General features: G+C 64.4%; 26 protein-coding genes and 1 riboswitch. Of the genes, 9 read left to right on the top strand and 17 right to left on the bottom strand.

The window, feature by feature from the left end; genetic code table 11:
* The first annotated feature begins 63 nt into the window (after nt 1-63).
* The gene (locus KCG88_RS19075; RefSeq protein WP_047289682.1) at nt 64-1,323 is read left to right on the top strand and encodes a sodium:proton antiporter; all 1,260 of its coding nucleotides are present in this window, start codon (nt 64-66) and stop codon (nt 1,321-1,323) included.
* Here KCG88_RS19075 and KCG88_RS19070 read toward each other — a convergent pair whose 3' ends face one another.
* Both KCG88_RS19070 and KCG88_RS19065 read right to left on the bottom strand, forming a co-directional pair.
* Entirely contained in the window at nt 1,324-2,211 is an 888-nt protein-coding gene (locus KCG88_RS19070) for a formate/nitrite transporter family protein (protein ID WP_047289683.1), read from the bottom strand.
* A gap of 73 nt (nt 2,212-2,284) precedes the next feature.
* Nucleotides 2,285-2,689 carry a hotdog domain-containing protein gene (locus KCG88_RS19065; protein ID WP_011063971.1) on the bottom strand — a complete coding sequence of 135 codons (405 nt, stop codon included), beginning with the start codon at nt 2,687-2,689 and terminating at the stop codon, nt 2,285-2,287.
* A 199-nt stretch (nt 2,690-2,888) separates the two neighbouring features.
* A riboswitch (S-adenosyl-L-homocysteine riboswitch) is annotated at nt 2,889-2,995 on the top strand.
* A 21-nt stretch (nt 2,996-3,016) separates the two neighbouring features.
* Here KCG88_RS19065 and ahcY point away from each other — a divergent pair.
* From ahcY to KCG88_RS19045, 4 genes are all read left to right on the top strand, one after another.
* On the top strand, nt 3,017-4,426 hold the full coding sequence (ahcY, locus tag KCG88_RS19060) for an adenosylhomocysteinase (RefSeq protein WP_011063972.1): 1,410 nt from the start codon (nt 3,017-3,019) through the stop codon (nt 4,424-4,426).
* A 189-nt stretch (nt 4,427-4,615) separates the two neighbouring features.
* Entirely contained in the window at nt 4,616-5,461 is an 846-nt protein-coding gene (gene metF / locus KCG88_RS19055) for a methylenetetrahydrofolate reductase [NAD(P)H] (protein ID WP_210712884.1), read from the top strand.
* Nucleotides 5,462-5,585: 124 nt separating this feature from the next.
* Nucleotides 5,586-6,401, top strand: coding sequence for a transporter substrate-binding domain-containing protein (locus tag KCG88_RS19050; RefSeq protein ID WP_210712883.1), 816 nt, complete (start codon nt 5,586-5,588; stop codon nt 6,399-6,401).
* A gap of 223 nt (nt 6,402-6,624) precedes the next feature.
* The gene (locus tag KCG88_RS19045) at nt 6,625-8,490 is read left to right on the top strand and encodes a DEAD/DEAH box helicase (RefSeq protein ID WP_047289686.1); all 1,866 of its coding nucleotides are present in this window, start codon (nt 6,625-6,627) and stop codon (nt 8,488-8,490) included.
* A gap of 299 nt (nt 8,491-8,789) precedes the next feature.
* Here KCG88_RS19045 and KCG88_RS19040 read toward each other — a convergent pair whose 3' ends face one another.
* Nucleotides 8,790-9,386, bottom strand: coding sequence for a YceI family protein (locus tag KCG88_RS19040; protein ID WP_011063976.1), 597 nt, complete (start codon nt 9,384-9,386; stop codon nt 8,790-8,792).
* Between the two features lie 32 nt (nt 9,387-9,418).
* Nucleotides 9,419-9,970, bottom strand: coding sequence for a cytochrome b (locus tag KCG88_RS19035; RefSeq protein ID WP_047289687.1), 552 nt, complete (start codon nt 9,968-9,970; stop codon nt 9,419-9,421).
* 317 nt (nt 9,971-10,287) lie between these two features.
* On the opposite strand from KCG88_RS19035, the gene KCG88_RS19030 reads away from it, so the two are divergent.
* The gene (locus KCG88_RS19030; RefSeq protein WP_210712882.1) at nt 10,288-11,694 is read left to right on the top strand and encodes an adenosylmethionine--8-amino-7-oxononanoate transaminase; all 1,407 of its coding nucleotides are present in this window, start codon (nt 10,288-10,290) and stop codon (nt 11,692-11,694) included.
* An 83-nt stretch (nt 11,695-11,777) separates the two neighbouring features.
* Nucleotides 11,778-12,497: a 16S rRNA (uracil(1498)-N(3))-methyltransferase gene (locus KCG88_RS19025; RefSeq protein WP_047289689.1), complete on the top strand. Its 720-nt coding sequence runs from the start codon at nt 11,778-11,780 to the stop codon at nt 12,495-12,497.
* 16 nt (nt 12,498-12,513) lie between these two features.
* On the opposite strand, the gene KCG88_RS19020 is transcribed toward KCG88_RS19025, so the two are convergent.
* From KCG88_RS19020 to KCG88_RS19010, 3 genes are all read right to left on the bottom strand, one after another.
* Nucleotides 12,514-13,365, bottom strand: coding sequence for a transporter substrate-binding domain-containing protein (locus tag KCG88_RS19020; protein WP_241774872.1), 852 nt, complete (start codon nt 13,363-13,365; stop codon nt 12,514-12,516).
* 79 nt (nt 13,366-13,444) lie between these two features.
* On the bottom strand, nt 13,445-13,795 hold the full coding sequence (locus KCG88_RS19015) for a RidA family protein (RefSeq protein WP_210712881.1): 351 nt from the start codon (nt 13,793-13,795) through the stop codon (nt 13,445-13,447).
* Between the two features lie 20 nt (nt 13,796-13,815).
* Nucleotides 13,816-15,057, bottom strand: coding sequence for a D-amino acid dehydrogenase (locus KCG88_RS19010; protein ID WP_210712880.1), 1,242 nt, complete (start codon nt 15,055-15,057; stop codon nt 13,816-13,818).
* A 107-nt stretch (nt 15,058-15,164) separates the two neighbouring features.
* Here KCG88_RS19010 and KCG88_RS19005 point away from each other — a divergent pair, with 107 nt between their 5' ends.
* Nucleotides 15,165-16,070 (top strand): LysR family transcriptional regulator, encoded by a 906-nt coding sequence (locus KCG88_RS19005; protein ID WP_210712879.1) that lies wholly within the window; start codon nt 15,165-15,167, stop codon nt 16,068-16,070.
* Nucleotides 16,071-16,355: 285 nt separating this feature from the next.
* Here KCG88_RS19005 and KCG88_RS19000 read toward each other — a convergent pair whose 3' ends face one another.
* Nucleotides 16,356-16,973, bottom strand: a complete 618-nt coding sequence (locus KCG88_RS19000) for a hemolysin III family protein (protein WP_011063984.1) — start codon at nt 16,971-16,973, stop codon at nt 16,356-16,358.
* Between the two features lie 155 nt (nt 16,974-17,128).
* On the opposite strand from KCG88_RS19000, the gene KCG88_RS18995 reads away from it, so the two are divergent.
* Complete coding sequence (locus KCG88_RS18995; RefSeq protein WP_210712878.1) at nt 17,129-18,046, top strand: LysR substrate-binding domain-containing protein; 918 nt, start codon at nt 17,129-17,131, stop codon at nt 18,044-18,046.
* Between the two features lie 126 nt (nt 18,047-18,172).
* Here KCG88_RS18995 and madM read toward each other — a convergent pair whose 3' ends face one another.
* From madM to mdcA, 9 genes are all read right to left on the bottom strand, one after another.
* On the bottom strand, nt 18,173-18,940 hold the full coding sequence (gene madM, locus KCG88_RS18990; RefSeq protein WP_210712877.1) for a malonate transporter subunit MadM: 768 nt from the start codon (nt 18,938-18,940) through the stop codon (nt 18,173-18,175).
* 5 nt (nt 18,941-18,945) lie between these two features.
* Nucleotides 18,946-19,338 carry a malonate transporter subunit MadL gene (gene madL, locus KCG88_RS18985; RefSeq protein ID WP_047289699.1) on the bottom strand — a complete coding sequence of 131 codons (393 nt, stop codon included), beginning with the start codon at nt 19,336-19,338 and terminating at the stop codon, nt 18,946-18,948.
* 67 nt (nt 19,339-19,405) lie between these two features.
* Nucleotides 19,406-20,341 (bottom strand): malonate decarboxylase subunit epsilon, encoded by a 936-nt coding sequence (gene mdcH, locus KCG88_RS18980; RefSeq protein ID WP_210712876.1) that lies wholly within the window; start codon nt 20,339-20,341, stop codon nt 19,406-19,408.
* Entirely contained in the window at nt 20,338-20,964 is a 627-nt protein-coding gene (locus tag KCG88_RS18975) for a malonate decarboxylase holo-ACP synthase (RefSeq protein WP_210712875.1), read from the bottom strand. The genes mdcH and KCG88_RS18975 overlap by 4 nt, the downstream gene beginning before the upstream one ends.
* Nucleotides 20,961-21,764 (bottom strand): biotin-independent malonate decarboxylase subunit gamma, encoded by an 804-nt coding sequence (mdcE, locus tag KCG88_RS18970; protein ID WP_047289701.1) that lies wholly within the window; start codon nt 21,762-21,764, stop codon nt 20,961-20,963. Before mdcE ends, KCG88_RS18975 begins: the two co-directional genes overlap by 4 nt.
* Nucleotides 21,761-22,612, bottom strand: a complete 852-nt coding sequence (locus KCG88_RS18965; RefSeq protein ID WP_047289703.1) for a biotin-independent malonate decarboxylase subunit beta — start codon at nt 22,610-22,612, stop codon at nt 21,761-21,763. Before KCG88_RS18965 ends, mdcE begins: the two co-directional genes overlap by 4 nt.
* Nucleotides 22,605-22,904, bottom strand: coding sequence for a malonate decarboxylase subunit delta (locus KCG88_RS18960; RefSeq protein WP_015637356.1), 300 nt, complete (start codon nt 22,902-22,904; stop codon nt 22,605-22,607). Before KCG88_RS18960 ends, KCG88_RS18965 begins: the two co-directional genes overlap by 8 nt.
* On the bottom strand, nt 22,904-23,779 hold the full coding sequence (locus KCG88_RS18955) for a triphosphoribosyl-dephospho-CoA synthase (protein ID WP_047289707.1): 876 nt from the start codon (nt 23,777-23,779) through the stop codon (nt 22,904-22,906). The genes KCG88_RS18960 and KCG88_RS18955 overlap by 1 nt, the downstream gene beginning before the upstream one ends.
* Complete coding sequence (gene mdcA / locus KCG88_RS18950; protein WP_041120237.1) at nt 23,779-25,455, bottom strand: malonate decarboxylase subunit alpha; 1,677 nt, start codon at nt 25,453-25,455, stop codon at nt 23,779-23,781. The genes KCG88_RS18955 and mdcA overlap by 1 nt, the downstream gene beginning before the upstream one ends.
* Nucleotides 25,456-25,570: the final 115 nt, after the last annotated feature.

Genomic DNA, 25,570 nt, shown 5'->3' with positions numbered 1-25,570 from the left:
CATCAAACCCCTAGCCTGAAAGCATTCAGGTCGCTTTTTCTGTAATCATCCAAAGGAGTCCGGATGCTTGAACTTGTCGCTGCCTTTATCTGCCTGACGACGCTGCTCACCTACGTCAACTTCCGCTTTATCGGCTTGCCACCGACCATCGGCGTGATGGTCACCGCCCTGCTGTTCTCGCTGCTGCTGCAAGGCCTGAGCTACCTGGGCTACCCCGGCCTGGAAGAGCACGTGGAAGAATTGATCGGCAAGATCGACTTCGGCGATCTGCTGATGAACTGGATGCTGTCGTTCCTGCTGTTCGCCGGCGCCCTGCACGTCAACCTCAATGACCTGCGCAGCTACCGCTGGCCCATCGGCCTGCTGGCCACGGTTGGCGTGCTGATCGCCACCTTCGTCATCGGCAGCCTGGCCTACTGGATCTTCGGCCTGTTCGGCTGGCACGTGAGCTTCCTCTACTGCCTGCTGTTCGGCGCGCTGATTTCCCCCACCGACCCGATTGCGGTGCTGGGTGTGCTGCGTACCGCCAACGCTTCCAAACCGCTGAAGACCACCATCGTCGGCGAATCGCTGTTCAACGACGGCACCGCGGTAGTGGTGTTCACCGTGCTGCTGGGTATCGCTCAACTGGGGGAAACCCCGACCGTGACCGCCACGGCCTGGCTGTTCGTGCACGAAGCCATCGGCGGCGTGCTGTTCGGCGGGCTGATCGGCTACCTGGTGTATCTGATGATCAAGAGCATCGAGCAGCACCAGATCGAAGTGATGCTGACCCTGGCCCTGGTCATCGGCGGTTCGGCGATGGCCAGCGAGCTTCACGTCTCGGCGCCGATTGCCATGGTGGTGGCCGGCCTGATCATCGGCAACCTGGGACGCAACCTGGCGATGAACGACATGACCCGGCGCTACCTGGACGGTTTCTGGGAGTTGCTCGACGACATGCTCAATGCCCTGCTGTTCGCCCTGATCGGCCTGGAGCTGTTGCTGCTGCCGTTCAACTGGCTGCACCTGGCGGCCGCCAGCCTGCTGGCCGTGGCCATCGTGCTCTCGCGCGTGCTCACCGTGGCCCCGGCAATCCTCTTGTTGCGGCGCTGGCGCAGCGTGCCCCGGGGCACTATCCGCGTGCTGACCTGGGGCGGCCTGCGCGGTGGCGTCTCGGTGGCCCTGGCGCTGGCCCTGCCCCTGGGGCCGGAGCGTGACCTGGTGCTGAGCATCACCTACATCGTGGTGTTGTCGTCGATCCTGCTGCAGGGTCTGACCATCGGCAAGCTGGTGCGCCATGTCACCCAGGATGCCCCGGCGGTCAAGGCCGAGGCCCACTGATCATTTCTTGATCTGCCGCGGATCGGGCGCCGGTGCCCGGTCCGCGTTCCTGTTCGGCTTGCCACTTTCACTGCGCACCTGGGCATGGCTGATCAGGGCGAAGATGAAACTGCCTCCAATGATGTTCCCGGCCAGGGTCGGCCCGGCGAACACCCCCCAGAAATCCCGCCACGGCAACTCGCCGGCAAATACCAGGTAGGACACTTCCGCCGAGCCCACCACGATGTGAGTGAAATCCCCCAGCGCCATCAGATAGGTGATCAGGATGATGATCCACAGCTTGGCGCTCTCCATGGACGGGATCATCCACACCATGGTGGCGATCATCCAGCCGGAGATGATGCCCTTGGCGAACATCTGCGAACTGTCGTTCTCCATGACCTTGCGGCCGATTTCCAGAAAGGCCTGATCGGTCTTGCCGTCGAAAATCGGCAAGTGCAGCATCACATAGGCCACCAGCAGGGTGCCGCACAGGTTGCCCACCAGCACCACGCCCCACAAGCGCAGCAAGCGCCCGACGTTGTTCAGGCTCGGCTTGCTCATCACCGGCAGCACGGCAGTCAGGGTGTTTTCCGTGAACAGTTGCTGGCGCGCCAGAATCACCGCCAGAAAGCCTGCGCAGTAGCCAAAGCTGGCAATGACCTTGAAGGCCTCGCCGTCGGGCAGGCGGGAGTTGAGCAGGCCCATGCCCATCAGCGAGAGGCCCATGGTCAGGCCGGCCGCCAGGGCCGACCACCACAGGGCCGCGACACTGCGCTCCAGCTCCTGGTCGCCCTGGGTACGGATGATTTCATGCAGGACCGCCGCGCGGGGCGGTTGGTTATGCTCGACCTCATGTTGCTCTTGAGCAGAGAGGCCGGGGGTCTTGCCGTCTTTTTGCGCGTCCATAAGGCTCCTGAACCAGGCGGGTCGTTTAGCTACGACACGCTGGGCTCAGGGCTGTTCCTTTCTGCGCAGGGCATCAGGCGTCGGAAGCGTCATCCTTGAACTGGTCTTTGACGTATTTGATTTCGGTGCGGCCGTGAGGCGCCGGCAGGCCGTCTTCCCCCAGGTTGACGAAGACCATCTTCTCCACCGTGAGAATGGATTTGCGAGTGATCTTGTTGCGCACTTCGCACGTCAGGGTGATCGAGGTGCGACCGAATTCGGTGGCGGTGATACCCAGCTCGATGATGTCGCCCTGGCGCGAGGCACTGACGAAGTTGATTTCCGAGATGTACTTGGTCACGACTCGCTGGTTGCCCAGCTGGACAATGGCGTAGATCGCCGCTTCTTCGTCGATCCAGCGCAACAGGCTGCCGCCGAACAGCGTGCCGTTGGGGTTGAGGTCTTCGGGTTTTACCCACTTGCGGGTGTGGAAATTCATATGCACTCCTGACCGTCCTGCCAATTGATGCCCGGCATAATGGCAGACCGGGCAGTCATGCTCTATGCAACATCGACTATGGTCGCGATTAACGATCTTCATCCAGATGACATAAACACTTTTGGAAGTCTGGCCCAGGCGGCTATAATCGCCACCGTTTCAAAACGGTCATCTGCACTTGGTACCGTTTTCCCGCCACCTGTCCGAGGGGCGCTGCAGCAGGCATGACCTGTCAGGCTCGGATGGGGCGTTGTTGGTACAGGGCTCCCTGTACGGACACTAAACGCACAACGGCGCCCATTCGCACACTACGAATGGAGGCTCTTGATGAGCGCTGTAAACACGCCTGCAGGTTTTACCGACTACAAAGTCGCCGACATCTCCCTGGCAGCCTGGGGTCGTCGCGAAACCATCATCGCCGAATCGGAAATGCCGGCCCTGATGGGTCTGCGCCGCAAGTACCTGGCTGAACAGCCACTCAAGGGCGCCAAGATCCTCGGCTGCATCCACATGACCATCCAGACCGCCGTGCTGATCGAAACCCTGGTTGCCCTGGGTGCCGAAGTACGCTGGTCGTCCTGCAACATTTTCTCGACTCAAGACCAGGCCGCAGCCTCCATCGCCGCTGCCGGCATTCCTGTGTTCGCCTGGAAAGGCGAGACCGAAGAAGAGTACGAGTGGTGCCTGGAGCAGACCATCCTCAAGGATGGCAAGCCTTGGGACGCCAACATGATCCTCGACGACGGCGGCGACCTGACCCAGCTGCTGCACGACAAGTACCCACAGGTACTGGACCGCGTTCACGGCGTGACCGAAGAAACCACCACCGGCGTGCACCGCCTGCTGGACATGCTGGCCAAGGGCGAGCTGAAGGTGCCTGCGATCAACGTCAACGACTCGGTGACCAAGAGCAAGAACGACAACAAGTACGGCTGCCGTCACAGCCTGAACGACGCCATCAAGCGCGGCACCGACCACCTGCTGTCCGGCAAGCAAGCGCTGGTCATCGGCTATGGTGACGTGGGCAAGGGTTCGGCCCAGTCCCTGCGTCAGGAAGGCATGATCGTCAAGGTTTCGGAAGTGGACCCGATCTGCGCCATGCAAGCCTGCATGGACGGTTTCGAACTGGTTTCGCCGTTCATCGACGGTATCAACCACGGCACCGAAGCCAGCATCGACAAAGCCCTGCTGGGCAAGATCGACCTGATCGTGACCACCACCGGTAACGTCAATGTTTGCGACGCAAACATGCTCAAGGCCCTGAAAAAGCGTGCCGTGGTCTGCAACATCGGCCACTTCGACAACGAAATCGACACCGCTTTCATGCGCAAGAACTGGGCATGGGAAGAAGTGAAGCCACAGGTGCACAAGATCCACCGCACCGGCCCTGGCGATTTCGATGCACAGAACGACGACTACCTGATCCTGCTGGCCGAAGGCCGCCTGGTGAACCTGGGCAACGCCACCGGTCACCCAAGCCGCATCATGGACGGCTCGTTCGCCAACCAGGTCCTGGCGCAGATCTTCCTGTTCGGCCAGAAGTACGCCGACCTGTCGCCCGCCCAGAAAGCCGAGCGCCTGACCGTTGAAGTACTGCCGAAGAAACTCGACGAAGAAGTGGCCCTGGAAATGGTGCGCGGCTTCGGCGGCGTGGTCACTCAACTGACCAAGCAACAGGCTGAATACATCGGCGTAACCGTCGAAGGCCCGTTCAAGCCAGACGCCTACCGCTACTAAGAGCAGCTGCAGGCGGCCAGTCATCAGCGGCAAGCAAAGAGCCAAAAGCTCTGCTTGCTGCAACTGACCTGGTGCTTGTCCTAATCGCTATAGCAGTTTCAAGCAGCAGGCTGCAGGCACAAGAAACCAGCGCACCTCCGCTTTTTCTTGGCGCTTGCCGCCTGCGACTTGCAACTGGAGGTCCCCTCCATGTCCCAAGATCGTCGCTACAGCTTCGAGTTCTTCCCCACCAAGACCGATGCTGGGCATGAAAAACTGCTCGCCACTGCCCGTCAGCTGGCAAGCTACAACCCCGATTTCTTCTCCTGCACCTACGGTGCCGGCGGCTCGACCCGTGATCGCACGGTCAACACCGTGCTGCAACTGGAGAGCGAAGTTAAAATCCCTGCGGCGCCGCACCTGTCCTGCGTCGGCGACAGCAAGGACGACCTGCGCGGCCTGCTGCAGCAGTACCGGGCAGCCGGTATCAAGCGCATCGTCGCCCTGCGCGGCGACCTGCCTTCGGGCATGGGCATGGCCAGCGGTGAACTGCGCTACGCCAATGACCTGGTGAGTTTCATCCGCGAGGAAACCGGCAGCCACTTCCACATCGAAGTCGCCGCCTACCCGGAAATGCACCCGCAGGCACGCAACTTCGAGGAAGACCTGGTCAACTTCGTGCGCAAGGCCAATGCCGGTGCCGACAGTGCGATCACCCAGTACTTCTTCAACGCCGACAGCTACTTCTACTTCGTCGAGCGCGTGCGCAAGATGGGCGTGAACATCCCGATCGTGCCGGGCATCATGCCGATCACCAACTACAGCAAGCTGGCGCGCTTCTCCGACGCCTGCGGCGCAGAGATTCCACGCTGGATCCGCAAGCAGCTGGAAGCCTATGGCGATGACAGCGCCAGCATCCAGGCCTTCGGTGAACAGGTCATCAGCGACATGTGCGAACGCCTGCTCCAGGGCGGCGCACCCGGGCTGCACTTCTATACCTTGAACCAGGCCGACCCGAGCCTGGCGATCTGGAACAACCTCCAGCTGCCACGCTGACAGGCTGCAACCCAGGCTCCGGGCCCCGGTGAAAACCGGGGCCTTTTTATTTGCAACAGCCTTGAGCTAGAGCGCCCGGAACTGCCTCTAGCAATTGCATGATCTCTCGTCGTAATCTCCAGCAATGTCCGTCATAGCCCGGTTGCTGACCGCCCTTCTCTGCACTTGCCTGAGCCTTGCCGCCCATGGCGAGAAGCTGCGCATTGTCACCGAGCCCTGGGCGCCCTATGTCTATGAGGAAAATGGCACGGCCAAGGGCCTGGACTACGAAACCACGGCCATTGTCTTCCAGCGCCTGGGCATAGACGTGCAGTGGCAGTTCCTGCCCTGGAAACGCTGCCTGGCGATGCTGGAAACCGGCCAGGCCGATGGCGCCCTGGACATCTTCCATAGCGACCAGCGCGACAGCACCCTGCTCTACCCCAACGAACCGCTCTCGGACGTGGAGTTCGTGATGTTCTATGCCAACCAGCGCCCACACCCGTTCAAGCGCCTGAACGAACTCAAGGGCCTGACCATCGGCACTTCCCCCGGTTATCTGTACAGCGACGACTTCAGCAACTCGACCCTGTTCAACCGCGAACCGGCCCCCACCCACGAAGCCAATTTCGGCAAGCTGCTGCTGGGGCGGATCGACCTGCTGATTACCGACAAACGGGTCGGCCAGCACCTGCTGGACAGCCTGGGGCTGCGTGACCAGGTCAGCCAGAACCCCACTGTCATCAGCCGCCAGAGCCAATACCTGGCCGTGCGCCGCAACGCTGGCATGGACCTGCTGGTACAGCGCTTCGGCGCCGAACTCAAGCGTTTCAAGCGCGAGCCGGCCTACGCCCAACTGAGTGCCAAGTACGGTGCTGAACCTTCTCTGCCGCCGGGCAGGTCTTCATCAACCCGCGAGTCAGAAAAAACCGTTGAGCAGCAGGAAAGCAGCGCACACTGATTGCTCTGTTATACTCCGGCCTCCCGCTAGGCTCACGCCCGGACGCTGGACCCTGTTCAAGGCCTCTCCACCCCGCTACGGCGCAGCCAACCGGCCCGCGCGAGCCGCCGGTGAATGACCCTTCAGGCCAGCAGGACCGGACGGGATTGCGTCCTCTTAAACGCCATTCACGCCCGGCAAGATTATCCCTTTGGGCCAAGCCCTCACTAAAACAGGATTACTCATGTCCTTTGCTTCCCTCGGTCTCTCCGAGGCTTTAGTCGGCGCCATCGAAGCCGCCGGCTACACCCAGCCTACTCCGGTGCAACAGCGGGCCATTCCCGCCGTGTTGCAAGGTCGCGATCTGATGGTCGCGGCACAGACAGGTACTGGTAAAACCGGCGGTTTCGCCCTTCCGATCCTGGAACGGTTGTTTCCCAACGGTCATCCGGACAAATCCCAGCGTCATGGCCCGCGCCAACCCCGCGTACTGGTCCTGACCCCCACTCGCGAACTGGCCGCACAAGTGCATGACAGCTTCAAGCTGTACGCCCGCGACCTGAAGTTCGTCAGCGCCTGCATCTTCGGCGGCGTCGGCATGAACCCGCAGGTTCAGGCCATGGCCCGTGGCGTCGATGTGCTGGTGGCGTGCCCCGGCCGTCTGCTGGACCTGGCTGGCCAGGGCAGCGTCGACCTGTCCCACGTGGAAATCCTGGTGCTCGACGAAGCCGACCGCATGCTCGACATGGGCTTCGTCCATGACGTCAAGAAAGTCCTCGCCCGCCTGCCGGCCAAGCGCCAGAACCTGCTGTTCTCCGCGACCTTCTCCAAGGACATCACGGACCTGGCCGGCAAGCTGCTGCACAATCCCGAGCGCATCGAAGTGACCCCGCCGAACACCACGGTGGAGCGTATCGAGCAGCGGGTCTTCCGCCTGCCGGCCAGCCACAAGCGTGCCCTGCTGGCGCACCTGATCACCGCCGGCGCCTGGGAACAGGTCCTGGTGTTCACCCGGACCAAGCACGGCGCCAACCGCCTGGCCGAGTACCTGGACAAACACGGCCTGAGCGCCGTGGCGATCCACGGCAACAAGAGCCAGAACGCCCGTACCAAAGCGCTGGCCGACTTCAAGGCCGGCGAAGTGCGGATCCTGGTCGCCACCGATATCGCCGCCCGCGGCCTGGATATCGACCAACTGCCTCATGTGGTCAACTTCGAACTGCCTAACGTCGACGAAGACTACGTGCACCGTATTGGCCGTACCGGCCGTGCCGGTCGCTCCGGCGAAGCCATCTCCCTGGTGGCTCCGGACGAAGAGAAACTGCTGAAAAGCATCGAGCGCATGACCAAGCAGAAGATCGCCGACGGTGACCTGATGGGCTTCGATGCCAGTGCCGTGGAAGCCGAGAAGCCGGAAGTGCGCGAGCGTCCGGACGTGCGCAACCCGCGCAATCCCCGTGGCCCACGTGGCGACGGCCCGAACGGCGGTGGCGGCGGTGGTGGTCGCAAGGACAAGGGCAAGGACAAGGGCGGCAAGGACAAGCCAGCCCGTGGCGAGCGCCCGGCCCGCGAGCAGAAGCCTCGTGAAGGCACCCCGGCCCGCGAACAGCGTCAACCGACGCCCCGTGCCGATCGCGCACCGGACGAGTTCCTCGACGACGACGTGGACAACTTCGGTAACCGCGCTGACTACGTCAGCCCGTACCAGAACAAGAACAACCAGGGCCGTGGCCGCCGCCCAGGGGCTCCGGCCCAGGGTGCAGGCGCCGGTGCCGGCAATCCGCCTCGCGGCGGCGGCCAGGGTCGTTCCGGCAACCCGCGCAACAGCAACGGCAGCACCACCGGCACCGCACCGGCCAAGCGCAGTGGCGGCCCGCGCAACGGCGCCCCTCGTGACAGCCAGGGCCGTCGCGACGAGTCGCGCAATCGTCGCCCGAACCGTGACGATCAGCCACGCCAGGAGCCGGCCGTGCAGAATCCTCGTGGCAACCAGCCGAAGATCATGCACAAGGAATCCAAGGCCGATCGTTTCCCGACGCCCGAGCAGCTGGATCAGTTGCCAAGCCGTCCACGGGGCGAAAAGCCGGCGCTGCTGACCCGCAACCGCTGAGCCTCGCGCTGAAATGAAAAACGCCCCTGGCCGCAAGGCCCGGGGCGTTTTTTGTGGGGGCTGGTCGAGGGCGTTTCTGTAGCCGCTGCCGCAGGCTGCGAACGACGGGGAACCCGGCGCCAGGACCTGACTGGTTTACCGCATTTCATGACGGGCAATAAAAAACGCCCCCGGTTTGTGGTCGGGGGCGTTTTTTTGCTTTCGCAGGTTGCGATCAGTCCTGTAAGGGCTGTGCGGGGGAGATCGCGAAGGCCCTGCGGGCCTTATCGCAGCCTGCGGCAGCGGCTACAGACGAAGCATTACTTCGCTTTCACGCCTTCAAAGCTGATGTACAGGTCAACATTGTTGGAGGCCGGGCCCAGGTCCATCATCTTGCCGAAATCCTGGCGATTGATGCTGGTGGTACCTTCGAAGCCAGCACGGTAGCCGCCCCACGGGTCCTTGCCTTCACCCAGGAAGGTGGCCTTGACCACCACCGGCTTGGTCACGCCGTGCAGGGTCAGGTCGCCGGCCACGTCAGCGGTCAGCTTGCCGTCGGCGTTCTTGCCGGTGGGCTTGACGCTGGTGGAGACGAACTTGGCGTCGGCAAACTTGCCAGCGTCCAGGAAGTCCTTGCTGGTGATGTGCTTGTCACGTTCGGCGTGGTTGGTGAACACGCTGGCGGTGCGCACGTTGACTTCGATCTTGGCGTCTTCCGGCTTGGCCGCGTCAAAGCTGAACTTGCCGTCCAGGTCCTTGAAGGTACCGGTGATGAAGCTGTAGCCCAGGTGGCTGATCTTGAAGTCGACGAAGGCGTGCTGGCCTTCCTTGTCGATCACGTAGTCCGCTGCCATCACTTGACCGGCCGCCAATACAGCAGATCCGATTGCCAGAGCGGCGAGAGTCTTTTTCAACATGCTTTCTATTCCTTTTGAGTCAAGGTTGAACATCAGGCTTTGCGGCCCAGCATACGGGTAAGGGTCGCATCACGATCGATAAAGTGGTGCTTCAGCGCAGCCAGGCCATGGATACCGGCAAAGATCACCAGTGCCCAGGCCAGGTACAGATGCACCACACCTGCTACATCTGCCTGGTCCGGTAGTCCGGAAACCAGGGCAGGAACTTCAAACAAGCCGAACACCGGGATACCCACGCCGTCAGCGGTGGAGATCAGGTAGCCGGCAATCATGACCGCGAACAGGCCGAGGTAGAGGAACGCATGCCCCAGCTTGGCCCCCAGGCGGGTCATAGGCCCATGGCTGGCCGGAGCCGGCGGCGGTGGGCTGACCCACCGCCACAACACCCGCAGCAGCATGATTGCAAACAGTGTCAGGCCGATACTCTTGTGCAGGTCCGGCGCGTCTTTGCGCCAGGTGCTGTAGTAGTCGAGGCCGACCATCCACAGGCCCAGGGCGAACAGACCGAACACCGCCAGGGCCACGCCCCAGTGCAGAACAATGCTGACCCAACCATAGCGAGAAGAAGAATTACGTAACTGCATCAGTTGCATCCTGTAAGAAACGCAGATCAAGACTAGCGATTTACCTATCGAATTAAAGCGGAATTTTTTGCTTTGAAATATCGAGAAATACGATCAATAGTCTGAACCGAGCGCGTTAAGAAAAGATTAAGCCTCCCGCCAAGCCTACCCCCCTGCTCCCTCGTGCAGTGCCCTGGGTCTTGCAAGCGGCGTCTTTGCACCTGACCCGTCGCGCCGTGGCGCGTCTTGCACAATAGGTTGTCCCGCGGCCATGCATTGCATAGGCTTGCCCGATTGTTCGCCCGCGCCGTTGGCGCGCCGCTTCCAGGAGACTGTACATGGGCCTGAATAACCAGTGGATGCAACGCGATCTTGCGGTGCTGTGGCATCCCTGCACCCAGATGAAAGACCACGAACAGCTGCCGTTGATCCCCATCAAGCGAGGCGAAGGCGTCTGGCTGGAAGACTTCGAAGGCAAACGCTACCTGGATGCGGTCAGCTCCTGGTGGGTCAATGTGTTCGGCCACGCCAACCCGCGCATCAACCAGCGCATCAAGGACCAGGTGGACCAGCTGGAACACGTGATCCTCGCCGGCTTCAGCCACCAGCCGGTGATCGAGTTGTCTGAGCGCCTGGTCAAGATCACCCCCGAAGGCCTGACCCGCTGCTTCTACGCCGACAACGGTTCGTCATGCATCGAAGTGGCGATGAAGATGAGCTTCCACTACTGGATCAACCGCGGCCAGCCGGCCAAGAAGCGCTTCGTCACCCTGAGCAACAGCTACCATGGCGAAACCATTGCCGCCATGTCCGTGGGCGATGTACCGCTGTTCACCGAGACCTACAAGGCCCTGCTGCTGGACACCCTCAAGGTGCCGAGCCCGGACTGCTACCTGCGGCCCGAAGGCATGAGCTGGGAAGAACACTCGCGGAACATGTTCGCCGCCATGGAGCAGACCCTGGCCGAGCACCACCAAACCGTGGCCGCGGTCATAGTCGAGCCGCTGATCCAGGGCGCCGGCGGCATGCGCATGTACCACCCGGTGTACCTCAAGCTGCTGCGCGAAGCCTGCGACCGCTATGGCGTGCACCTGATCCATGACGAGATCGCCGTGGGTTTCGGCCGCACCGGCACGATGTTCGCCTGCGAACAGGCCGGCATCCGCCCGGACTTCCTGTGCCTGTCCAAGGCCCTGACCGGTGGCTACCTGCCCCTGGCCGCGTGCATGACCACCGACGATGTCTACAGCGCCTTCTACGACGACTACCCGACCCTGCGCGCCTTCCTCCACTCCCACAGCTACACAGGCAACCCGCTGGCCTGTGCCGCGGCCCTGGCGACCCTGGATATCTTCGAGCAGGACAAGGTGGTGGAGAACAACCACGCGCTTGCCCGGCGCATGGCCAGTGCCACCGAGCACCTGGTGGACCACCCCCACGTTGCCGAAGTACGCCAGACCGGCATGGTCCTGGCCATCGAGATGGTCCAGGACAAGGCCAGCAAGACCGCCTACCCCTGGCAGGAACGCCGCGGCCTGAAAGTCTTCCAGCACGCCCTGGAACGCGGCGCCCTGTTGCGTCCCCTGGGCAGCGTGGTGTATTTCCTGCCGCCGTACGTGATCACCCCGGAGCAGATCGACTTCCTTGCCGAAGTCGCCAGTGAAGGTATCGACATCGCCACCCGCGACACCGTCAGCGTGGCCGTGCCCAAGGACTTCCACCCCGGCTTTCGCGATCCAGGCTAGAGCAGGTCGTTAGTGGTGGCGAGGGAGCTTGCTCCCTCGCCACAGAACGCTTCCCACCGATTCACATTCAACAGAGACCCCAGATGAGATTGTCCCGCTTCTTTATCGACGCCCCCCTGAGCCTAGGCGAACACGAGTTGCCGGAAGCCCAGGCCCACTACATCGGGCGCGTGCTGCGCATGGCCGAAGGCGCCGCGCTGCAAGTGTTCGACGGTTCGGGAACGGAGTTTCGCGGGACCCTGGTGGAAGTGGGCAAGAAGCGGGTTCGGGTCCAGCTGAATGAAAGCTTCGCCGGCCAGCAAGAATCACCTCTGCGGATTCACCTGGGCCAGGGCCTGTCCCGGGGCGAGCGCATGGACTGGGCGATCCAGAAAGCCACGGAGCTTGGGGTCAGCGAAATCACCCCGATCTTCAGTGAGCGCTGCGAAGTGCGGCTCAAGGACGAACGCGCCGACAAGCGCCTGCTGCACTGGCGCCAGGTGGCCATCAGCGCCTGCGAACAGTGCGGCCGCTCGCAGGTCCCGGTGATCCACCCGCCCGTGCTGCTGGCGGACTGGATCAAGCAGGCCCGGGCCGACCTGAAGCTGGTGCTGCACCCCGTGGCCCAGCCCCTGGAAAGCCACGCCAAGCCTGCCAGCCTGGCGTTCCTCATTGGCCCTGAAGGCGGCCTGACAGACGCCGAAGTTGAACTGTCCCACAGCGCCGGTTTCCTCCCCGCGCGCCTGGGGCCACGAGTGCTGCGTACCGAAACCGCTCCCGTGGTGGCCCTGGCCGTGGCCCAGCAACTGTGGGGCGACTTCTAACCCCTCCTGGTGGTGGCTATTGCACCGGATCGCTGGTGGGCTGGGCGATGATCGCTTTGAGTTCACTGGTCATGGGGAATTCCAGGTTCAGGCCCTTGGGCGGAATCGGCTGCTGGAACCAGCGCTGGTAAATGCCGTTGATCTCCCCGGAGCGGTACAGGTCCGCCAGGGCACCGTTGACCAGGGCCAGGAACTGCGGGTCATCCTTGCGCACCATGCAGCTGTAGATCTCCCGCGACTGTTCTTCCCCCACTACCACCCAGTTGTGCGGGTCCCGGGCCTTGGCCCGCTCGCCGTACAGCAACGCATCGTCCATGTAGAACGCCGCCGCACGCCCCGACTGGAGCATCTGGAAGGCCTCGCCGTGGTCCTTGGCGCTGATCACGAACATGTCGATCTTGTGCTCGACGTTGTAGCTCTTGAGAAAGCGCTCGTTGGTGGTCCCCGCCGTGGTCACCACGTTCTTGCCCCGCAGGTCGGCGAAGCTCTTGATCCCGCTGTCCTTGGCAGTCAGCAACTGGCCTTTGACGTAGATGAAGCCGTAGGAGAACGCCACCTGCTTCTGCCGCTCGGCCGTCACCCCGGTGGAACCGCACTCCAGGTCCACGGTGCCGTTCTGCACCAGGGGAATGCGGGTCTGCGAGGTCACCAGGTTGTATTTCACCTTCAGGTTGGGCAAGTGCAACTGCTGCTGGATGCGCTCCACCACCTTGCTCGCCAGCTCCACGGAATAGCCCATGGGCTTGCCGCTGTTATCCCCCACGTAGGAAAAGGGCACCGAGGCATCGCGATAACCCAAGGTAATACTGGCGCTGTTGGCGATCTTCGCCAGGGTGCCCTCCAGAGGTGCTTCATTGGCCTGGGACATGGCGCTGAACAGCAGCCCCAAGGTGCAGCCGAGCAACGTGATCTTATGCATTGTTATTCTCCGTTGTGGGTAAGGGCAGTTAGCAGCGGGCCGCGATGACGCTGATTTCGACAAGGATCTGCGGGCGCGCCAGGGCCGCCTGCAAGGTGGTTCGCGCCGGCGCCTGGCCGGGGGACAACCAGGCCGACCAGACTTCGTTCATCACCGCGAAATCGGCCTGGATGTCCTTGAGGTAGATCGTCGCGCTGAGCAGGTGCTCCTTGTCGCTGCCAGCCTCGGCCAGCAAGGCCTCGATCTTCTCCAGCACCTCGCGGGTCTGGCCGCCGATATCACTGCTGGTCCCCGGCACCTGCCCGGAAAGAAACACCAGTGCGGCAAAGGTCACCGCGCCACTGAGGCGCTCGTTGCTGTGGATACGCTGGATACTCATCTGAAGACTCCTTTTAACGTTCAGGCAACGCGGGGCGCCAGGCCCTGCATGTCGATACTGGTGGAGCGCTGGCCGATCAGTTCGCCCAGCAACTGGCCGCTGCCACAGGCCAGGGTGAAACCCAGTGCGCCGTGGCCGAGGTTGAGCCACAGGTTGCGGTAGGCGGTGGCCCCGATCAGCGGCACGCCGCTGGGGGTAGCCGGACGCATGCCGGCCCATTCCACGGCAGCCTGATAGTCACCGGCCTCGGCGAAGGTCTGGGCCGCCTGACGGCGCATCAGGGCCAGGCGGCCGGGGTCTGGCGCCGGGTCGAAACCGACGATGTCGACCATGGCCGCCACCCGCAGTTGCTGGCCAATGCGCGCATAGACGATCTTGCGGTTGTAGTCGGTGATGCTGATATCCGGCGCCCGGTGCTGCGGGCCGATGGGCACGCTGAGGCTGTAACCCTTGAGCGGATACAGCGGCAGATGGAGCCCGGGCAGGCGCAGTTCGGCGCTGCGGTGCCCGGCAGCCAGCACCAGTTGGTCCACCGGCAACACGCGCTGCCCCAGGTCGATGGCCTGGACCTTATCCCCCCCATGGCGAATGCCCCGCACCCGCTGGCCCAGTAGGATTTCGCAGCGCCCGGAAGCGCGCAGCCGCGTGGCCAGTTGCTGGCAGAAGGCGTGGCAATCGGCCACTTCTTCATCCGGGGTATAGATACCGCCGACGAAGGGCGCATCCCCCAGGGCCGGTTCCAGGACCGTGCATTCGGCAGCGGAAAGCACCTGTTGCTGACGGCTGTCCGCCAGGTTGTGGCGGGCGTGCTCGAAGCTTTTTTGCTCGCGGAAAGTCACCAGCTTGCCGTTGCGCCGCCAGTCGAAGCCCTGTAGGCCATCCTCTTCGCGCCAGCGTTGCAGGGTGCTCTGGCTGAGCAGCGCCAGGCGCAGCAGGTGCGCGCCATTGCGCCGGTTCACCGAGTGCCGGCAAGCACCGAGGAACCCCGCCAGCCAGCGCCACTGCGCCGGGTCCAGGCGTGGCCGCAGCTTGAGCGGAGAGTCGCCCTTGAGCATCCAGCCCAGGGCTTGCCAGGGCACCCCGGCATCGGCCAGAGGCGCCACATAGCGATAGGACAGCTGCCCGCCGTTGGCGAAACTGGTCTGGCTGCCCAGGGACTCCTGGGCCTCCACCAGGGTCACCTCGAAGCCCTGGCGGGCCAGGGCGTAGGCACTGGCCAAGCCGATGACGCCCCCTCCAATGATGCACACCCGCTGACTCATGACTGCCCCTGGCCTGTTGGTCGATGGCCCAAGGTTAGGGGCAGGTGACAGGCGCCGGACAATGAATAAAGATGGACCTCCCATAAACAAAGGTTATGGACTGTCCCATGCGCCTTCGTCATATCGAGATTTTCCAGGCCATCCGCCAGACCGGCTCCATCAGCGGCGCAGCGCAGTTGCTGCATGTCTCCCAGCCGGCAGTGACCAAGGTTCTGCAGCACGCCGAACTGCAGTTGGGTTTCCCGTTGTTCCTGCGGGTGCGGGGCAAGTTGCAGCCAACCCCGGAAGCCCTGGAGCTGGAGCGGGAAGTGGACAAGGTCAGCGAGAGCCTGCAAGGGGTAAGGCGCCTGGCCCAGAACCTGCGCCGGGCGCCGGGCCACAGCCTGCGCATCGGCGCCACACCAGCCCTGGCCCTGGCCTTGCTGCCGCCCGCCATCAGTGAATGGACCCGCCTTTACCCGGACAGCCTGTGCGAACTGTCCAGCGCCCATAGCCGCGAGCTGGTACAGAACCTGCTGATGCGCGAAATCGACCTGGCGCTGACCCTGCAACCCCCGGATCACCCGGGCCTGAGCGCCCACCCCCTGGCCCAGGGCGTGCTGGTGGCCCTGGCGCCGCTGGGCTTCTGGCCCGAGCACAGCCGCGGCCAGCCCCTGGCGCTGCAGGAGCTGGCGGACGCGCCACTGATTGGCCTGAGCAGCGCCGACCCGTTGTCCGCCCGGCTCGACAGCTACCTCAAGTCGGTGGAGCCGCCGCCGCGGGTGAGCATTGCCGTGCAGACCTATTCCCTGGCCCGGGCCATGGTCGAGTCCGGCGCCGGGCTGGCCTTGATCGACCCCTTCACCGCCCTGGGCGCCTCAACGGCCAACACCGCTATCCGCCCCCTGAGCCCGCCGCTGCCTATCACCCTGTACGCCGTGACCCGCGCCGCCGAGCCGCCGCCCCACACCCTGGCCAGCCTGCTGGAAATCTTCGCCCGCCAGGCCCAGGCCCAGCTCGACCGCCCTTTGTAGGAGCTGGCTTGCCAGCGAAAACACCCGCCAGCACGGCGCAAATCCAGAGGGCCCCTTCGCCGGCAAGCCGGCTCCTACACCAATCCACAACGCCCCGCCCCGTAGGAGCTGGCTTGCCAGCGAAAACGTCCGCCAGCACGGTGCAAATCCAGAGGGCCCCTTCGCCGGCAAGCCGGCTCCTACACCAATCCACAACGCCCCGCCCCGTAGGAGCTGGCTTGCCAGCGAAAGCGTCCGCCAGCACGGCGCAAATCCAGAGGGCCCGCTGCGCCGGCCAGCCGGTTCCTACAGGACGTAGAACAGGATCGCGACGAAATGCAGCAGGCTGCCGGCGATCACGAACAGGTGCCAGATACCGTGGGCATGGCGCAGTCGGCTGTCGAGGGCAAAGAAGATGATGCCCACGGTGTACAGCACCCCACCCGTGGCCAGCCAGGCGAACCCGGCTGGCCCCAGGGCCGCCAGCAGCGGCTTGACCGCCACCAGGACGATCCAGCCCATCACCGCGTAGATCACGATGGAGAGAATCCGCGCCTCGGAGCGCGGCTTGATCTCCTGGAGGATACCGATCAGCGCCAGCCCCCAGACGATGCCAAACAGGGTCCAGCCCCAGGGCCCGCGCAGGGTCACCAGGCAGAACGGCGTGTAACTGCCGGCAATCAGCAGGTAGATCGAAAAATGATCAACCTTCTGCATGATGTTCTTCGCCCGTCCGCGCACGCTGTGGTAGACCGTGGACACGCTGTAGAGCACCAGCAAGGTGAAGGAATAGATCGCCACGCTGACGATCTTCCACGGGCTGCCATCCAGGCTGGCCAGCACCACCAGCCAGATGCCGCCGATAAACGCCGCGATTGCCCCCAGCAGGTGGGTCCAGGCGTTGAATCTTTCTCCGTGATACATCAGTCGCTCACCCTTGGAACATTGAAAAAACACGCAAGGCTCAGGCCTGCAGCTTGAAAGCGCAATATGTCTATTGGGGCGCGGCCGAGAAAAAACCAGCGGCCACGTCCTGACCGATCGGGCATCATCAGCCCCTCATCAGCCGAGGCCAGTCCATGCTCATCGACGAAGAGTTGACCCTGAAAAAGCTCGAAGTGTTTCTGGCCTTCATGCGTACCGGCAACCTGACCCGCGCCGCCACCGAGTTGCAGACCAGCAATGTCAGCGTGCACCGGGCCATCCATTCCCTGGAAAATGCCCTGCGCTGCCCATTGTTCAAGCATGAAGGGCGCAACCTGACGCCTCTGGAAAGCGCCTTCGTCCTGGAGGAACGGGCACAGAAGCTGGTGCAGGACGTGGTCGAGAGCGTGCGCCTGACCCGCGAAGCCGCGGGCTTTTCTGCAGAACGCTTCAAGCTCGGCGCACTTTACTCGCTGACGGTGAAAACCGTGCCGCAGCTGATCATGGGCCTCAAGCTGCGCCGCAGCGAGCTGAACATCGACCTGATCCTGGGCTCCAACATCGACCTGCTGTACAAGCTCAAGAACATGGAAGTGGACGCCATCCTGATTTCCCTGGACGACAGCGCCCACGACCCGGACTGCGAGCAACTGCCGTTGTTTTCCGATGACATTTTTCTCGCCACCCCCGCCGACTCGCCCTTTGCCCAGCAGAGCGAAGTGGACCTGGCCGACGTGCGCGACGCCACCTTCATCACCCTGACCCAGGGCTTTGCCACCCATCAGGACGGGGTGCGGGTGTTCAAGCAGGCGGGGTTCGAACCCAAGGTGGCGATGCAGGTCAACGACATCTTCACCCTGCTGAGCATGGTCAGCTCCGGGGTCGGTTATGCGTTGCTGCCGGGGAGGATCGCTGCGGTGTATGAAAACCGCGTGAAGCTGATACCGCTGCAGGCGCGCTACCGCCTGCAGCAACATATCGGCGTGGTGTTTCTCAAGGCCAAGGAGCGCGACCCGAACCTGTTGGCGCTGCTGGCCGAATGCCGGATGTACGCCAACCGGCAAAGCACGTAGGAAGCCGGCTCCTGCCAAAACGCGTCATTCACAACACCGCAACCCGCCGTAGGAGCTGGCTTGCCAGCGAAGGCGTCCATAAGACCTGTGCACGTCTCAAAGCCCCCTTCGCCGGCAAGCCGGCGCCTACGCGCCCAGCAGGCCGCGCATCAGCAGGAACAGCAACGACGGGCCCAGCAGGCAGCCCAGGGCGGTGTAGAACGCCGCCGTCAGGCAACCGTAGGGCACCAGCTTCGGATCGGTGGCCGCCAGCCCCCCGGCAACACCGCTGGAGGTGCCCATCAAACCGCCGAAGATCACCGCGCTGCGCGGGGTGTTGAGGCCGATCAACGGCGCCACGAAGGGCGTCATCACCATCACCAGGATCGCCTTGATCAAGCCCGCGGCAATCGACAGCGCCATGACTTCGGAACTGGCGCCAATCGCCGCGCCGGTCACCGGGCCAACGATATAGGTCACCGCCCCGGCGCCAATGGTGGTCAGGCTCACCGCATCGGTATAACCAAAGGCCATGGCCACGCCGACTCCAGCCACAAAGGACGAGCCAACCCCGACGAACAGCGCCAGTACGCCGACGAACCCGGCGCGCTTGAGTTCCTCGACACTGACGCCGAAGGCCGTGGCGACAATCGCGAAGTCCCGCAGCATGGCCCCGCCCAGCAGGCCGATGCCCGAGAGCAGCGGAATGTCCACCACGCCCTTCTGCCCACCGGTGAAAGCGCCGCCCACGTAGGACAGCACCAGCCCCAGCAGAATGGCGATGGCCGAGCCGTGCAGGCGGCCCTTGGTAAAGGTGTTGGAGATCCAGTAGGACACCCACATGGTGATCCCGATCACCGCGAAGCCGCTGATCAGCCCGTAGCCGGTAATGACCTTCATCATCGATTCGTACATGGCCCTTACCCCACTGTTTTCTGAGCAACGGCCGCATCCGGCGCCTTGTTGCCGATGCGCACCAGCACCGGTACCAGGGCGAAGGCGACCACCACCGCCAGGGTGCCGGCGAGAATCGCCATCGGCCCGCCCTTGAGCGCGCCGTAGACGTTCTGCTGGGCGGCCATGGCCACCACGATGGGGATGTACACCGCGCCCCAGAACTCCACGCCCTGTTCGGACTTGCCGGCGAACAGCCCGCGCTTGTGCAGGTAGCTGCCCAGGCCGATCAACAGCAGCATGGCGATACCGACCCCGCCGACATTGGCCGGCACGCCGATCAATTTGCCCAGCAGCTCACCGATGAAAATACCCACCAGGGTACAAAAGGCCAGGAAGGCCACACCGTAGATAATCATTGTTGTTGTCCTCAAAGTGCATCGTCGAAGTTGTTGTTCTTGTGCTTCGTCAGCCTGAGTCGGTGCTCTATCGGTCGCGGCGTCCCTCCTCACTCAACAGGGCCTGCAGGGTGTCCAGGCGCGCGCCGTCGAAGGCGATCACCGTCCCTTGGGCAAACACCCGGCGGGCCAGCCCGGTCAGTACCGCACCGGGAGGCAATTCGATCTGCAGGCGCACCCCGCGCTCGTAGGCGCTTTGCACGGTGCCGCGCCAGTCGACGACGCGGCACATGTTGAAGGCCAGGTCGTCGCGCAACGCTTCCACGGAGCGCATGGGCCGCGCCCGGCTGCCACTTAGGTAGCCCAGCTTCGGCAGTTGCAGGGGGACCTCGGCAAAGGCGGCAGCCAGGGCCTGGGCCGGTTGCTCCAGCAGTGGGCAATGGGACGGCACGCTGACCGCCAGGCGCTTGGCCACGCCGACCCCGCACCCCCGGGCCAACTCGGCCACCGCCTGCATCGCCGCATCGCTGCCGGCGATCACCACTTGGCTGTCGGCGTTGATATTGGCCAGGTACACCGGGGTTTGCGGGCTGTGGACCTGGGCCAACAGCCCTTCCACCGCCGCCAGTTCCAGGCCGATCAATGCGGTCATGCCATAGCCCTGTGGATAAGCCTGCTGCATCAACGCTCCCCGCAGGTTCACCAGGCGCAAGGCATCGGCAAACTCCAGGGCCCCGGCCACCACCGCCGCCGGATAGGCGCCGATGGACAGGCCCGCCACGTAGTTGACCCGAATATCGGACTGCAATAGAGTGCGCGCCGCTGCCACGCCGGCGATCAGCAGGCACAACTGCACCGCCCGGGTGCTGGCCAGGGCCTGGGGTGAATCCAGGGTCAGCACGTCTTCCCCCAGGACCTCACTGGCTTCCTGCAGGCAGGCGCGGGTGTCCGGGCTTGGCGGCAGGCGCTGGAGCATCCCCGGCTGCTGCGCGCCCTGGCCCGGAAACACCAGCAGGCTGCTCATGCCGCCTGCTCCTGAAGGTTCCAGGGGTCGCTGACCAGGCGCGCGCCCTCGGCACTTTTGAGCAGCACCCGGGGCGCGGTTCCCGCCCACTCACGCAGGGCCAGAGCCCCGGCGGGAACCTGCAGTTGCAGGTCTACCGGGCACTCGGCGCACTCCAGCAGGGCCAGCAGCTCGCGGGCCTGAGCCCGGGAAAAAGGCTCCGGAGTGCGCAGGATCAGGTCCAGGTCGCTGTGCTGATGCAGCGCAGCCACCCCGGAGGCCAGCTCGAAACCGGCACTGCCGCTGACCCCCCAGACCAGGCCCAGGGCATCCAGCTCGCCGCGCAGTTGCTGCAACGCCTGAAACGCCGGCAACAAGCGCGTGCCGGGCCGATGACACAACGCTTCGGGACGCACCCCACGCTGCACCGACGCCAGTGCCAGCAACGCCGGATAGCGTTGCTCGCGCCTGCTGCCGCGCAGGCCGACCGCGATCTGCCCCGGTGCAGTCAGGGCCCGGCGCACCACCACCGGCTGCCCCGCCTCCAGCACGGCAAAGGCCCAATCCGGCGCATCGGTGGCCAATTGCGCCGGGGTCATGCCCCACAGCAAGTCGTGGGGCAGCAAGGGGCCGAGGCCGTTCACCATTGTTCCCGCAGCAATTGGCGTACCCGGCTCGACGCCGCCCGGTTCGACGCCCCCAGGCGGCCGCTCAGGTCGACGCCCTTGGCCCGCACATCGGCGATGGCCGTCAGCAGGCACTCCTTGACCGCGAGCAGATCCTCGGTCGTGGGCTGTTCAATCTGCCGCACCGACAGGCTTTCCCAGAGCAGCCCCAGGCCGGCGTAGCTGTCGATGTCATAGGCCATGGGCGGCACGCTGGCGGCCAGGGCTTCCAGTTCCTCGACGCTGCGCAGAGTCACCCGCGCCGCCGAGGCCTTGCCCATGGCGTGCACCATCACCCCCGGGTCACGCAGGGCGATCAAGCGGTTGGCCTGATACCCATGGGCCAGAAAGGCCCCGGACATGGCCTTGCCCACCAGCAGGGCAATCACCGGGTGCCCGGCCAGGCGGGCCCGGGCATAGCTGTCGGCGGCGCCCGCCAGGGCCTGATGAATGCCCAGGGCCTCTTCGCGCCGGCCATAGGCCTGGCTCGGCACATCGACAATGGCGATCAGCGCCCGCTTGTGGGGCTGGGCCTGATCGGCGCGGATCACCTCATCCACGGCCTTGGCCAGCCCCCAGCCTTCCAGCAGACCGACCTCACCCTGGCGGGCGCGGGGAAAACGGTTGTCGGGGTCAGGCACTACCGCAATGAAGCGCGCCGGCTGCCCGTCCAACTGGCCGTCGGCCACTTTCAAGGAAGGTGGCAGGCCGCGCACAGGGGGCGCATCGCCACTCAAGGCGTCGAACCAATTCAGGCCCCGCAGGGAACTGGCAGTCATGGGCGGTCTCCTTGGTACAGATCGCGAACCGTCGCCGCATCGATTTGCGGCGTCGTGTCCAGGCGGGACAGACGTTGCAGGTACAGCTCGGCCTCGCGGCTGCGTTGCCGCGACGGCAAGCCCAGGGCCAGCAGCTCACGGACCTGGGCCTGGATCTGTGCCACATCATCGGCTACATAACGGTCCACCAGACCGCTGGCGAAACGTTGCTCGCCACCGGTCAGGCTCCAGATGAAAGGCCGGTCCCGGGAATCGTATTCCTCAAGGCCCGCTTCCTGCTCGATCACCTGGGGGCCGTTGAGCCCCAGGCGCGCTTCCTGGGTGACCACCAGATAACTGCACAGCCCGGCGGCAATCGACATGCCGCCAAAGCAGCCGACGCTGCCGGCCACCACGCCGACCACCGGCTGGTACTGACGCAGGTCGACAATCGCCGCGTGGATATCGGCAATCGCCGCCAGCCCCAGGTTGGCTTCCTGCAAGCGCACGCCGCCGGTTTCCAGCAGCAGCACGGCGCGGGTCGGGATGCCGTTGCGATTGTCCTCGGCGGCCAGCTCCAGGGCGCCGGCAATCTTCGCCCCGCCCACTTCACCGAGGCTGCCGCCCTGGAAAGCGCCTTCGATGGCAGCAATCACCACCGGCGAACCCGCGATGCTGCCCTTGGCGATCACCACCCCGTCATCGGCCTGGGGCACCACGCCCTGGCGCTCCAGCCAGGGCGACATGACCCGCTGGAACGGGTCCAGCAACTCACGAAAGCTGCCGGCATCCAGCAAGGCCCGGGCCCGCTGCCGAGCACCCAGCTCGACGAAGCTGTGCTTGTTCAACAAGCGTGCGCTGTCAGTCATGGCCGATCTCCTCGAAGCCCTGTTCCAGGCGCAGGCGCACCACCCCGGGGGTGGCGCCGAAATCATGGATGTCGATCAACAGCGCCGGCGGCGTCTGGCCGTCGAACATGCGCTCGAACAGGTGCTGCCAGCGCGATGCGCTGCCGTTTACCGAGGTCTGTACCTGGATGCTCAATTTGCCGGGTTGGCCCGGCTCCAGCAGCACTTCCAGGTCGCCGGAGCCGACACAGCCCACCAGGGCACGGCCACGGCCGGGCTGGCCGGCGGGGAATTCAAAGGACAAGGTCTCCATCAGTTCGCTCCTTGGTGAAAGGCGTCGGCGGATTCGATCCGGTCCAACAGCAGGCTGGCCGCCAGCAAGTCGGCGGCACCGCCGGGCGAGGCATTCAAGGTCAACAGTTGCAGATCCAGCTCATGCAGGCGGCGACGCCCGGCCAGGGTGGCGCTGCCACCGGCATCGAGCACCGCCTGGGCGCCCTGCTGCATGGCCTGCAAGCCTTGTTCACCGGCGCGGTAGAGCACGCAGGTGTCCGCCAGTTGGCTCATGATCGCCAGCAAGGCATCGAGCCGGGCGTTCTGTTCGCCATGGCCCTGGGCGCGGCTGCGCTTGAGCTGCGGCAGCCCCCGTTGCAGCACGGCGGGAAAGCCTTGTTGGGCTTCTTCGCGAGCGCCGCGCACGCCATAGCGGATCGCCACCTGGGCGCCATGGCTCAAGGGCCGTGGCGCGTAACGATCCTCCAGCAGGGCCAGGCGCGCGGCCCGCAGCGCGACACTGCCGGCCCGGGTGGATCGCGGTTCCAGCGCGGCGGCGGCCACCAGCAGGCCCAGGGCCCAGATCGCCCCGCGATGGGTGTTCACCCCCCCGGTGGTGGCGAGCATGGCCTGCTCGCCTTCTCGGCCAATGCGCCCCAAGGCTTCACGCAGGGGCAGGCCCACTTCCCCCAGCAACAGGGCAGCATCGGCCATTTCCTTGAAGGCCGGCCACAGCGACAGCGCCGAGGCATGCATCAGGCCCAGGTGCAGGTCGGTGTGGGCGCCATTGCCACGGCGGTCCACCAAGGCCGGCTTGGGCGACAGGTCGGCCTCGTCGATCAGCGCGTCCACCGCCAGGTCCGCCAGGCGCTCGGCCAGGCTCGGGGTGGGTGATTGCAGGTTGAATGCGTGCATTACCAGCTCCTGAACTTGGCAGGCGGGTTGTACAGGCCACCGGACCACTCCACCAGGTCGGCCACGCTTTTGGCCGCCAGCAGCTCGCGGCTGGCGTCGGTGCGGCGGATGCCCAGGTCTTCCGGCAGGGCAATCAGGCCTTCACGGCGCATGCGCGCAGTGTCCTTGGGGTTGTGGCGCAAGCCGATGGCGGTAACCCCGGCCACGGCGGCGATCATCGCCTGGCGCTCTTCCAGGGAACGGGCCTTGTACAGGTAGGCAATGCCTTCCTCGGTCAGCAGGTGGGTGACGTCGTCGCCGTAGATCATGATCGGCGCCAGGGGCATGCCGCTCTTGCGCGCCACGTCCACCGCGTCGAGGGTTTCGACAAAGGTCGGTTTACCGCCTTCCTGGAAGGTCTCCACCATCTGCACCACCAGCTTCTTGCCGCGTTCGAGCATGGCCTGGGGCGCATCGCTCTGATCCTGGCGCATATCCAGCCAGGCCGGAGTGCCGTGGCGCCGCCCGCGGGGGTCGTGACCCATGTTCGGCGCCCCACCGAAACCGGCCAGGCGGCCACGGGTCACGGTGGAGGAATGACCGTCGCCATCCACCTGCAAGGTGGCGCCGATAAACAGGTCCACCGCGTACTGCCCAGCCAGCTGGCAGAACATCCGGTTGGAACGCAGCGAGCCGTCGCGGCCGGTGAAGAACACGTCCGGGCGCGCGGCGATGTAGTTTTCCATGCCCAGTTCGGTGCCGAAGCAATGCACGCTGTCCACCCAGCCGCTTTCAATGGCCGGAATCAGGGTCGGGTGAGGATTGAGGGTCCAATTGCGGCAGATCTTGCCCTTGAGCCCCAGGGATTGGCCGTAGGTGGGCAGGATCAGCTCGATGGCCGCGGTGTTGAAACCGATGCCATGGTTGAGCGACTGCACGTTGTGTTTTTCGTAGATGCCGCGGATCGCCATCATCGCCATCAGCACGTGCACCGGCTTGATATGGCGCGGGTCGCGGGTGAACAGCGGCTCGATGTAGAAAGGCTTGTCGGCCACCACCACGAAATCCACCCAGGATGCGGGAATGTCGACCCGGGGCAGTTCGCTGACGTCGTCCACCAACTGGTTGACCTGGACGATGACAATGCCGTCGCTGAAGGCCGCCGGCTCGATCAGCGCGGGCGTGTCCTCGGTGCTGGGACCGGTGTAGATGTTACCGGCGCGGTCGGCCATGAACCCGGCAGAGAGCACCACATTGGGGATCAGGTCCACCACCAGCCGCGCATAGAGTTCGATGTAGGTATGGATGGCGCCGATTTCCAGCAGCCCGTCTTCCAGCAACTGGCTGATGCGCAGGCTCTGGGTGCCGGCGAAGGAAAAGTCCAGCTTGCGGGCGATGCCGCGTTCGAACAGGTCCAGGTGCTCGGAGCGGCCGACGCTGGGCATGATCATGTGCAGGTCATGCAGCCTGGCCGGGTCGGCCTTGGCCAGGGAGCGGGAGAGAAAGTCCGCCTGTTTCTGGTTGTTGCCTTCCAGCACCACCCGGTCGCCGGGCAGGATCAGCGCTTCCAGGGCCGCGACGATCTTGTCGGTCGGCAACACCACGCCATCGGCGATGGCCCGCACCTGTTCGAGGCGCCGCTGCTTTTCGCTGCGCCGCCGCGACCAGCGCGCGTCGGGGGAAATTATTGTTGTCATGCTCACTCCACGGGTTCGCTGTCGTGGCGGTCACCTTAGGAGTGAAAACGGGGGGCATCAATCAAGCACGGCGTCGGATCGTTACGCTCAGCGTAATGATTTGCGGAGCAATGGC

The sequence above is a fragment of the Pseudomonas sp. MWU349 genome (assembly GCF_017947325.1).
Classification (GTDB): domain Bacteria; phylum Pseudomonadota; class Gammaproteobacteria; order Pseudomonadales; family Pseudomonadaceae; genus Aquipseudomonas; species Aquipseudomonas protegens.
The sequence above is the reverse complement of the archived record's forward strand: the minus strand, read 5'-3'. Positions and strand labels throughout refer to the sequence as shown.

What these genes read in the sequence shown, in the direction of transcription:
- madM (WP_210712877.1), bottom strand. Translation starts at nt 18,940, where the DNA reads ATGTACGAATCGATGATGAAGGTCATTACCGGCTACGGGCTGATCAGC.
- ahcY (WP_011063972.1), top strand. Translation starts at nt 3,017, where the DNA reads ATGAGCGCTGTAAACACGCCTGCAGGTTTTACCGACTACAAAGTCGCC.
- KCG88_RS19040 (WP_011063976.1), bottom strand. Translation starts at nt 9,386, where the DNA reads ATGTTGAAAAAGACTCTCGCCGCTCTGGCAATCGGATCTGCTGTATTG.
- KCG88_RS19025 (WP_047289689.1), top strand. Translation starts at nt 11,778, where the DNA reads ATGAGATTGTCCCGCTTCTTTATCGACGCCCCCCTGAGCCTAGGCGAA.
- KCG88_RS18965 (WP_047289703.1), bottom strand. Translation starts at nt 22,612, where the DNA reads ATGACTGACAGCGCACGCTTGTTGAACAAGCACAGCTTCGTCGAGCTG.
- KCG88_RS19000 (WP_011063984.1), bottom strand. Translation starts at nt 16,973, where the DNA reads ATGTATCACGGAGAAAGATTCAACGCCTGGACCCACCTGCTGGGGGCA.
- KCG88_RS19010 (WP_210712880.1), bottom strand. Translation starts at nt 15,057, where the DNA reads ATGAGTCAGCGGGTGTGCATCATTGGAGGGGGCGTCATCGGCTTGGCC.
- mdcE (WP_047289701.1), bottom strand. Translation starts at nt 21,764, where the DNA reads ATGACTGCCAGTTCCCTGCGGGGCCTGAATTGGTTCGACGCCTTGAGT.
- KCG88_RS19035 (WP_047289687.1), bottom strand. Translation starts at nt 9,970, where the DNA reads ATGCAGTTACGTAATTCTTCTTCTCGCTATGGTTGGGTCAGCATTGTT.
- KCG88_RS19070 (WP_047289683.1), bottom strand. Translation starts at nt 2,211, where the DNA reads ATGGACGCGCAAAAAGACGGCAAGACCCCCGGCCTCTCTGCTCAAGAG.
- KCG88_RS18960 (WP_015637356.1), bottom strand. Translation starts at nt 22,904, where the DNA reads ATGGAGACCTTGTCCTTTGAATTCCCCGCCGGCCAGCCCGGCCGTGGC.
- mdcA (WP_041120237.1), bottom strand. Translation starts at nt 25,455, where the DNA reads ATGACAACAATAATTTCCCCCGACGCGCGCTGGTCGCGGCGGCGCAGC.
- KCG88_RS19065 (WP_011063971.1), bottom strand. Translation starts at nt 2,689, where the DNA reads ATGAATTTCCACACCCGCAAGTGGGTAAAACCCGAAGACCTCAACCCC.
- KCG88_RS19030 (WP_210712882.1), top strand. Translation starts at nt 10,288, where the DNA reads ATGGGCCTGAATAACCAGTGGATGCAACGCGATCTTGCGGTGCTGTGG.
- KCG88_RS19015 (WP_210712881.1), bottom strand. Translation starts at nt 13,795, where the DNA reads ATGAGTATCCAGCGTATCCACAGCAACGAGCGCCTCAGTGGCGCGGTG.
- KCG88_RS19005 (WP_210712879.1), top strand. Translation starts at nt 15,165, where the DNA reads ATGCGCCTTCGTCATATCGAGATTTTCCAGGCCATCCGCCAGACCGGC.
- KCG88_RS19045 (WP_047289686.1), top strand. Translation starts at nt 6,625, where the DNA reads ATGTCCTTTGCTTCCCTCGGTCTCTCCGAGGCTTTAGTCGGCGCCATC.
- mdcH (WP_210712876.1), bottom strand. Translation starts at nt 20,341, where the DNA reads ATGAGCAGCCTGCTGGTGTTTCCGGGCCAGGGCGCGCAGCAGCCGGGG.
- madL (WP_047289699.1), bottom strand. Translation starts at nt 19,338, where the DNA reads ATGATTATCTACGGTGTGGCCTTCCTGGCCTTTTGTACCCTGGTGGGT.
- KCG88_RS18955 (WP_047289707.1), bottom strand. Translation starts at nt 23,779, where the DNA reads ATGCACGCATTCAACCTGCAATCACCCACCCCGAGCCTGGCCGAGCGC.
- metF (WP_210712884.1), top strand. Translation starts at nt 4,616, where the DNA reads ATGTCCCAAGATCGTCGCTACAGCTTCGAGTTCTTCCCCACCAAGACC.
- KCG88_RS19020 (WP_241774872.1), bottom strand. Translation starts at nt 13,365, where the DNA reads ATGTCCCAGGCCAATGAAGCACCTCTGGAGGGCACCCTGGCGAAGATC.
- KCG88_RS18995 (WP_210712878.1), top strand. Translation starts at nt 17,129, where the DNA reads ATGCTCATCGACGAAGAGTTGACCCTGAAAAAGCTCGAAGTGTTTCTG.
- KCG88_RS19075 (WP_047289682.1), top strand. Translation starts at nt 64, where the DNA reads ATGCTTGAACTTGTCGCTGCCTTTATCTGCCTGACGACGCTGCTCACC.
- KCG88_RS19050 (WP_210712883.1), top strand. Translation starts at nt 5,586, where the DNA reads ATGTCCGTCATAGCCCGGTTGCTGACCGCCCTTCTCTGCACTTGCCTG.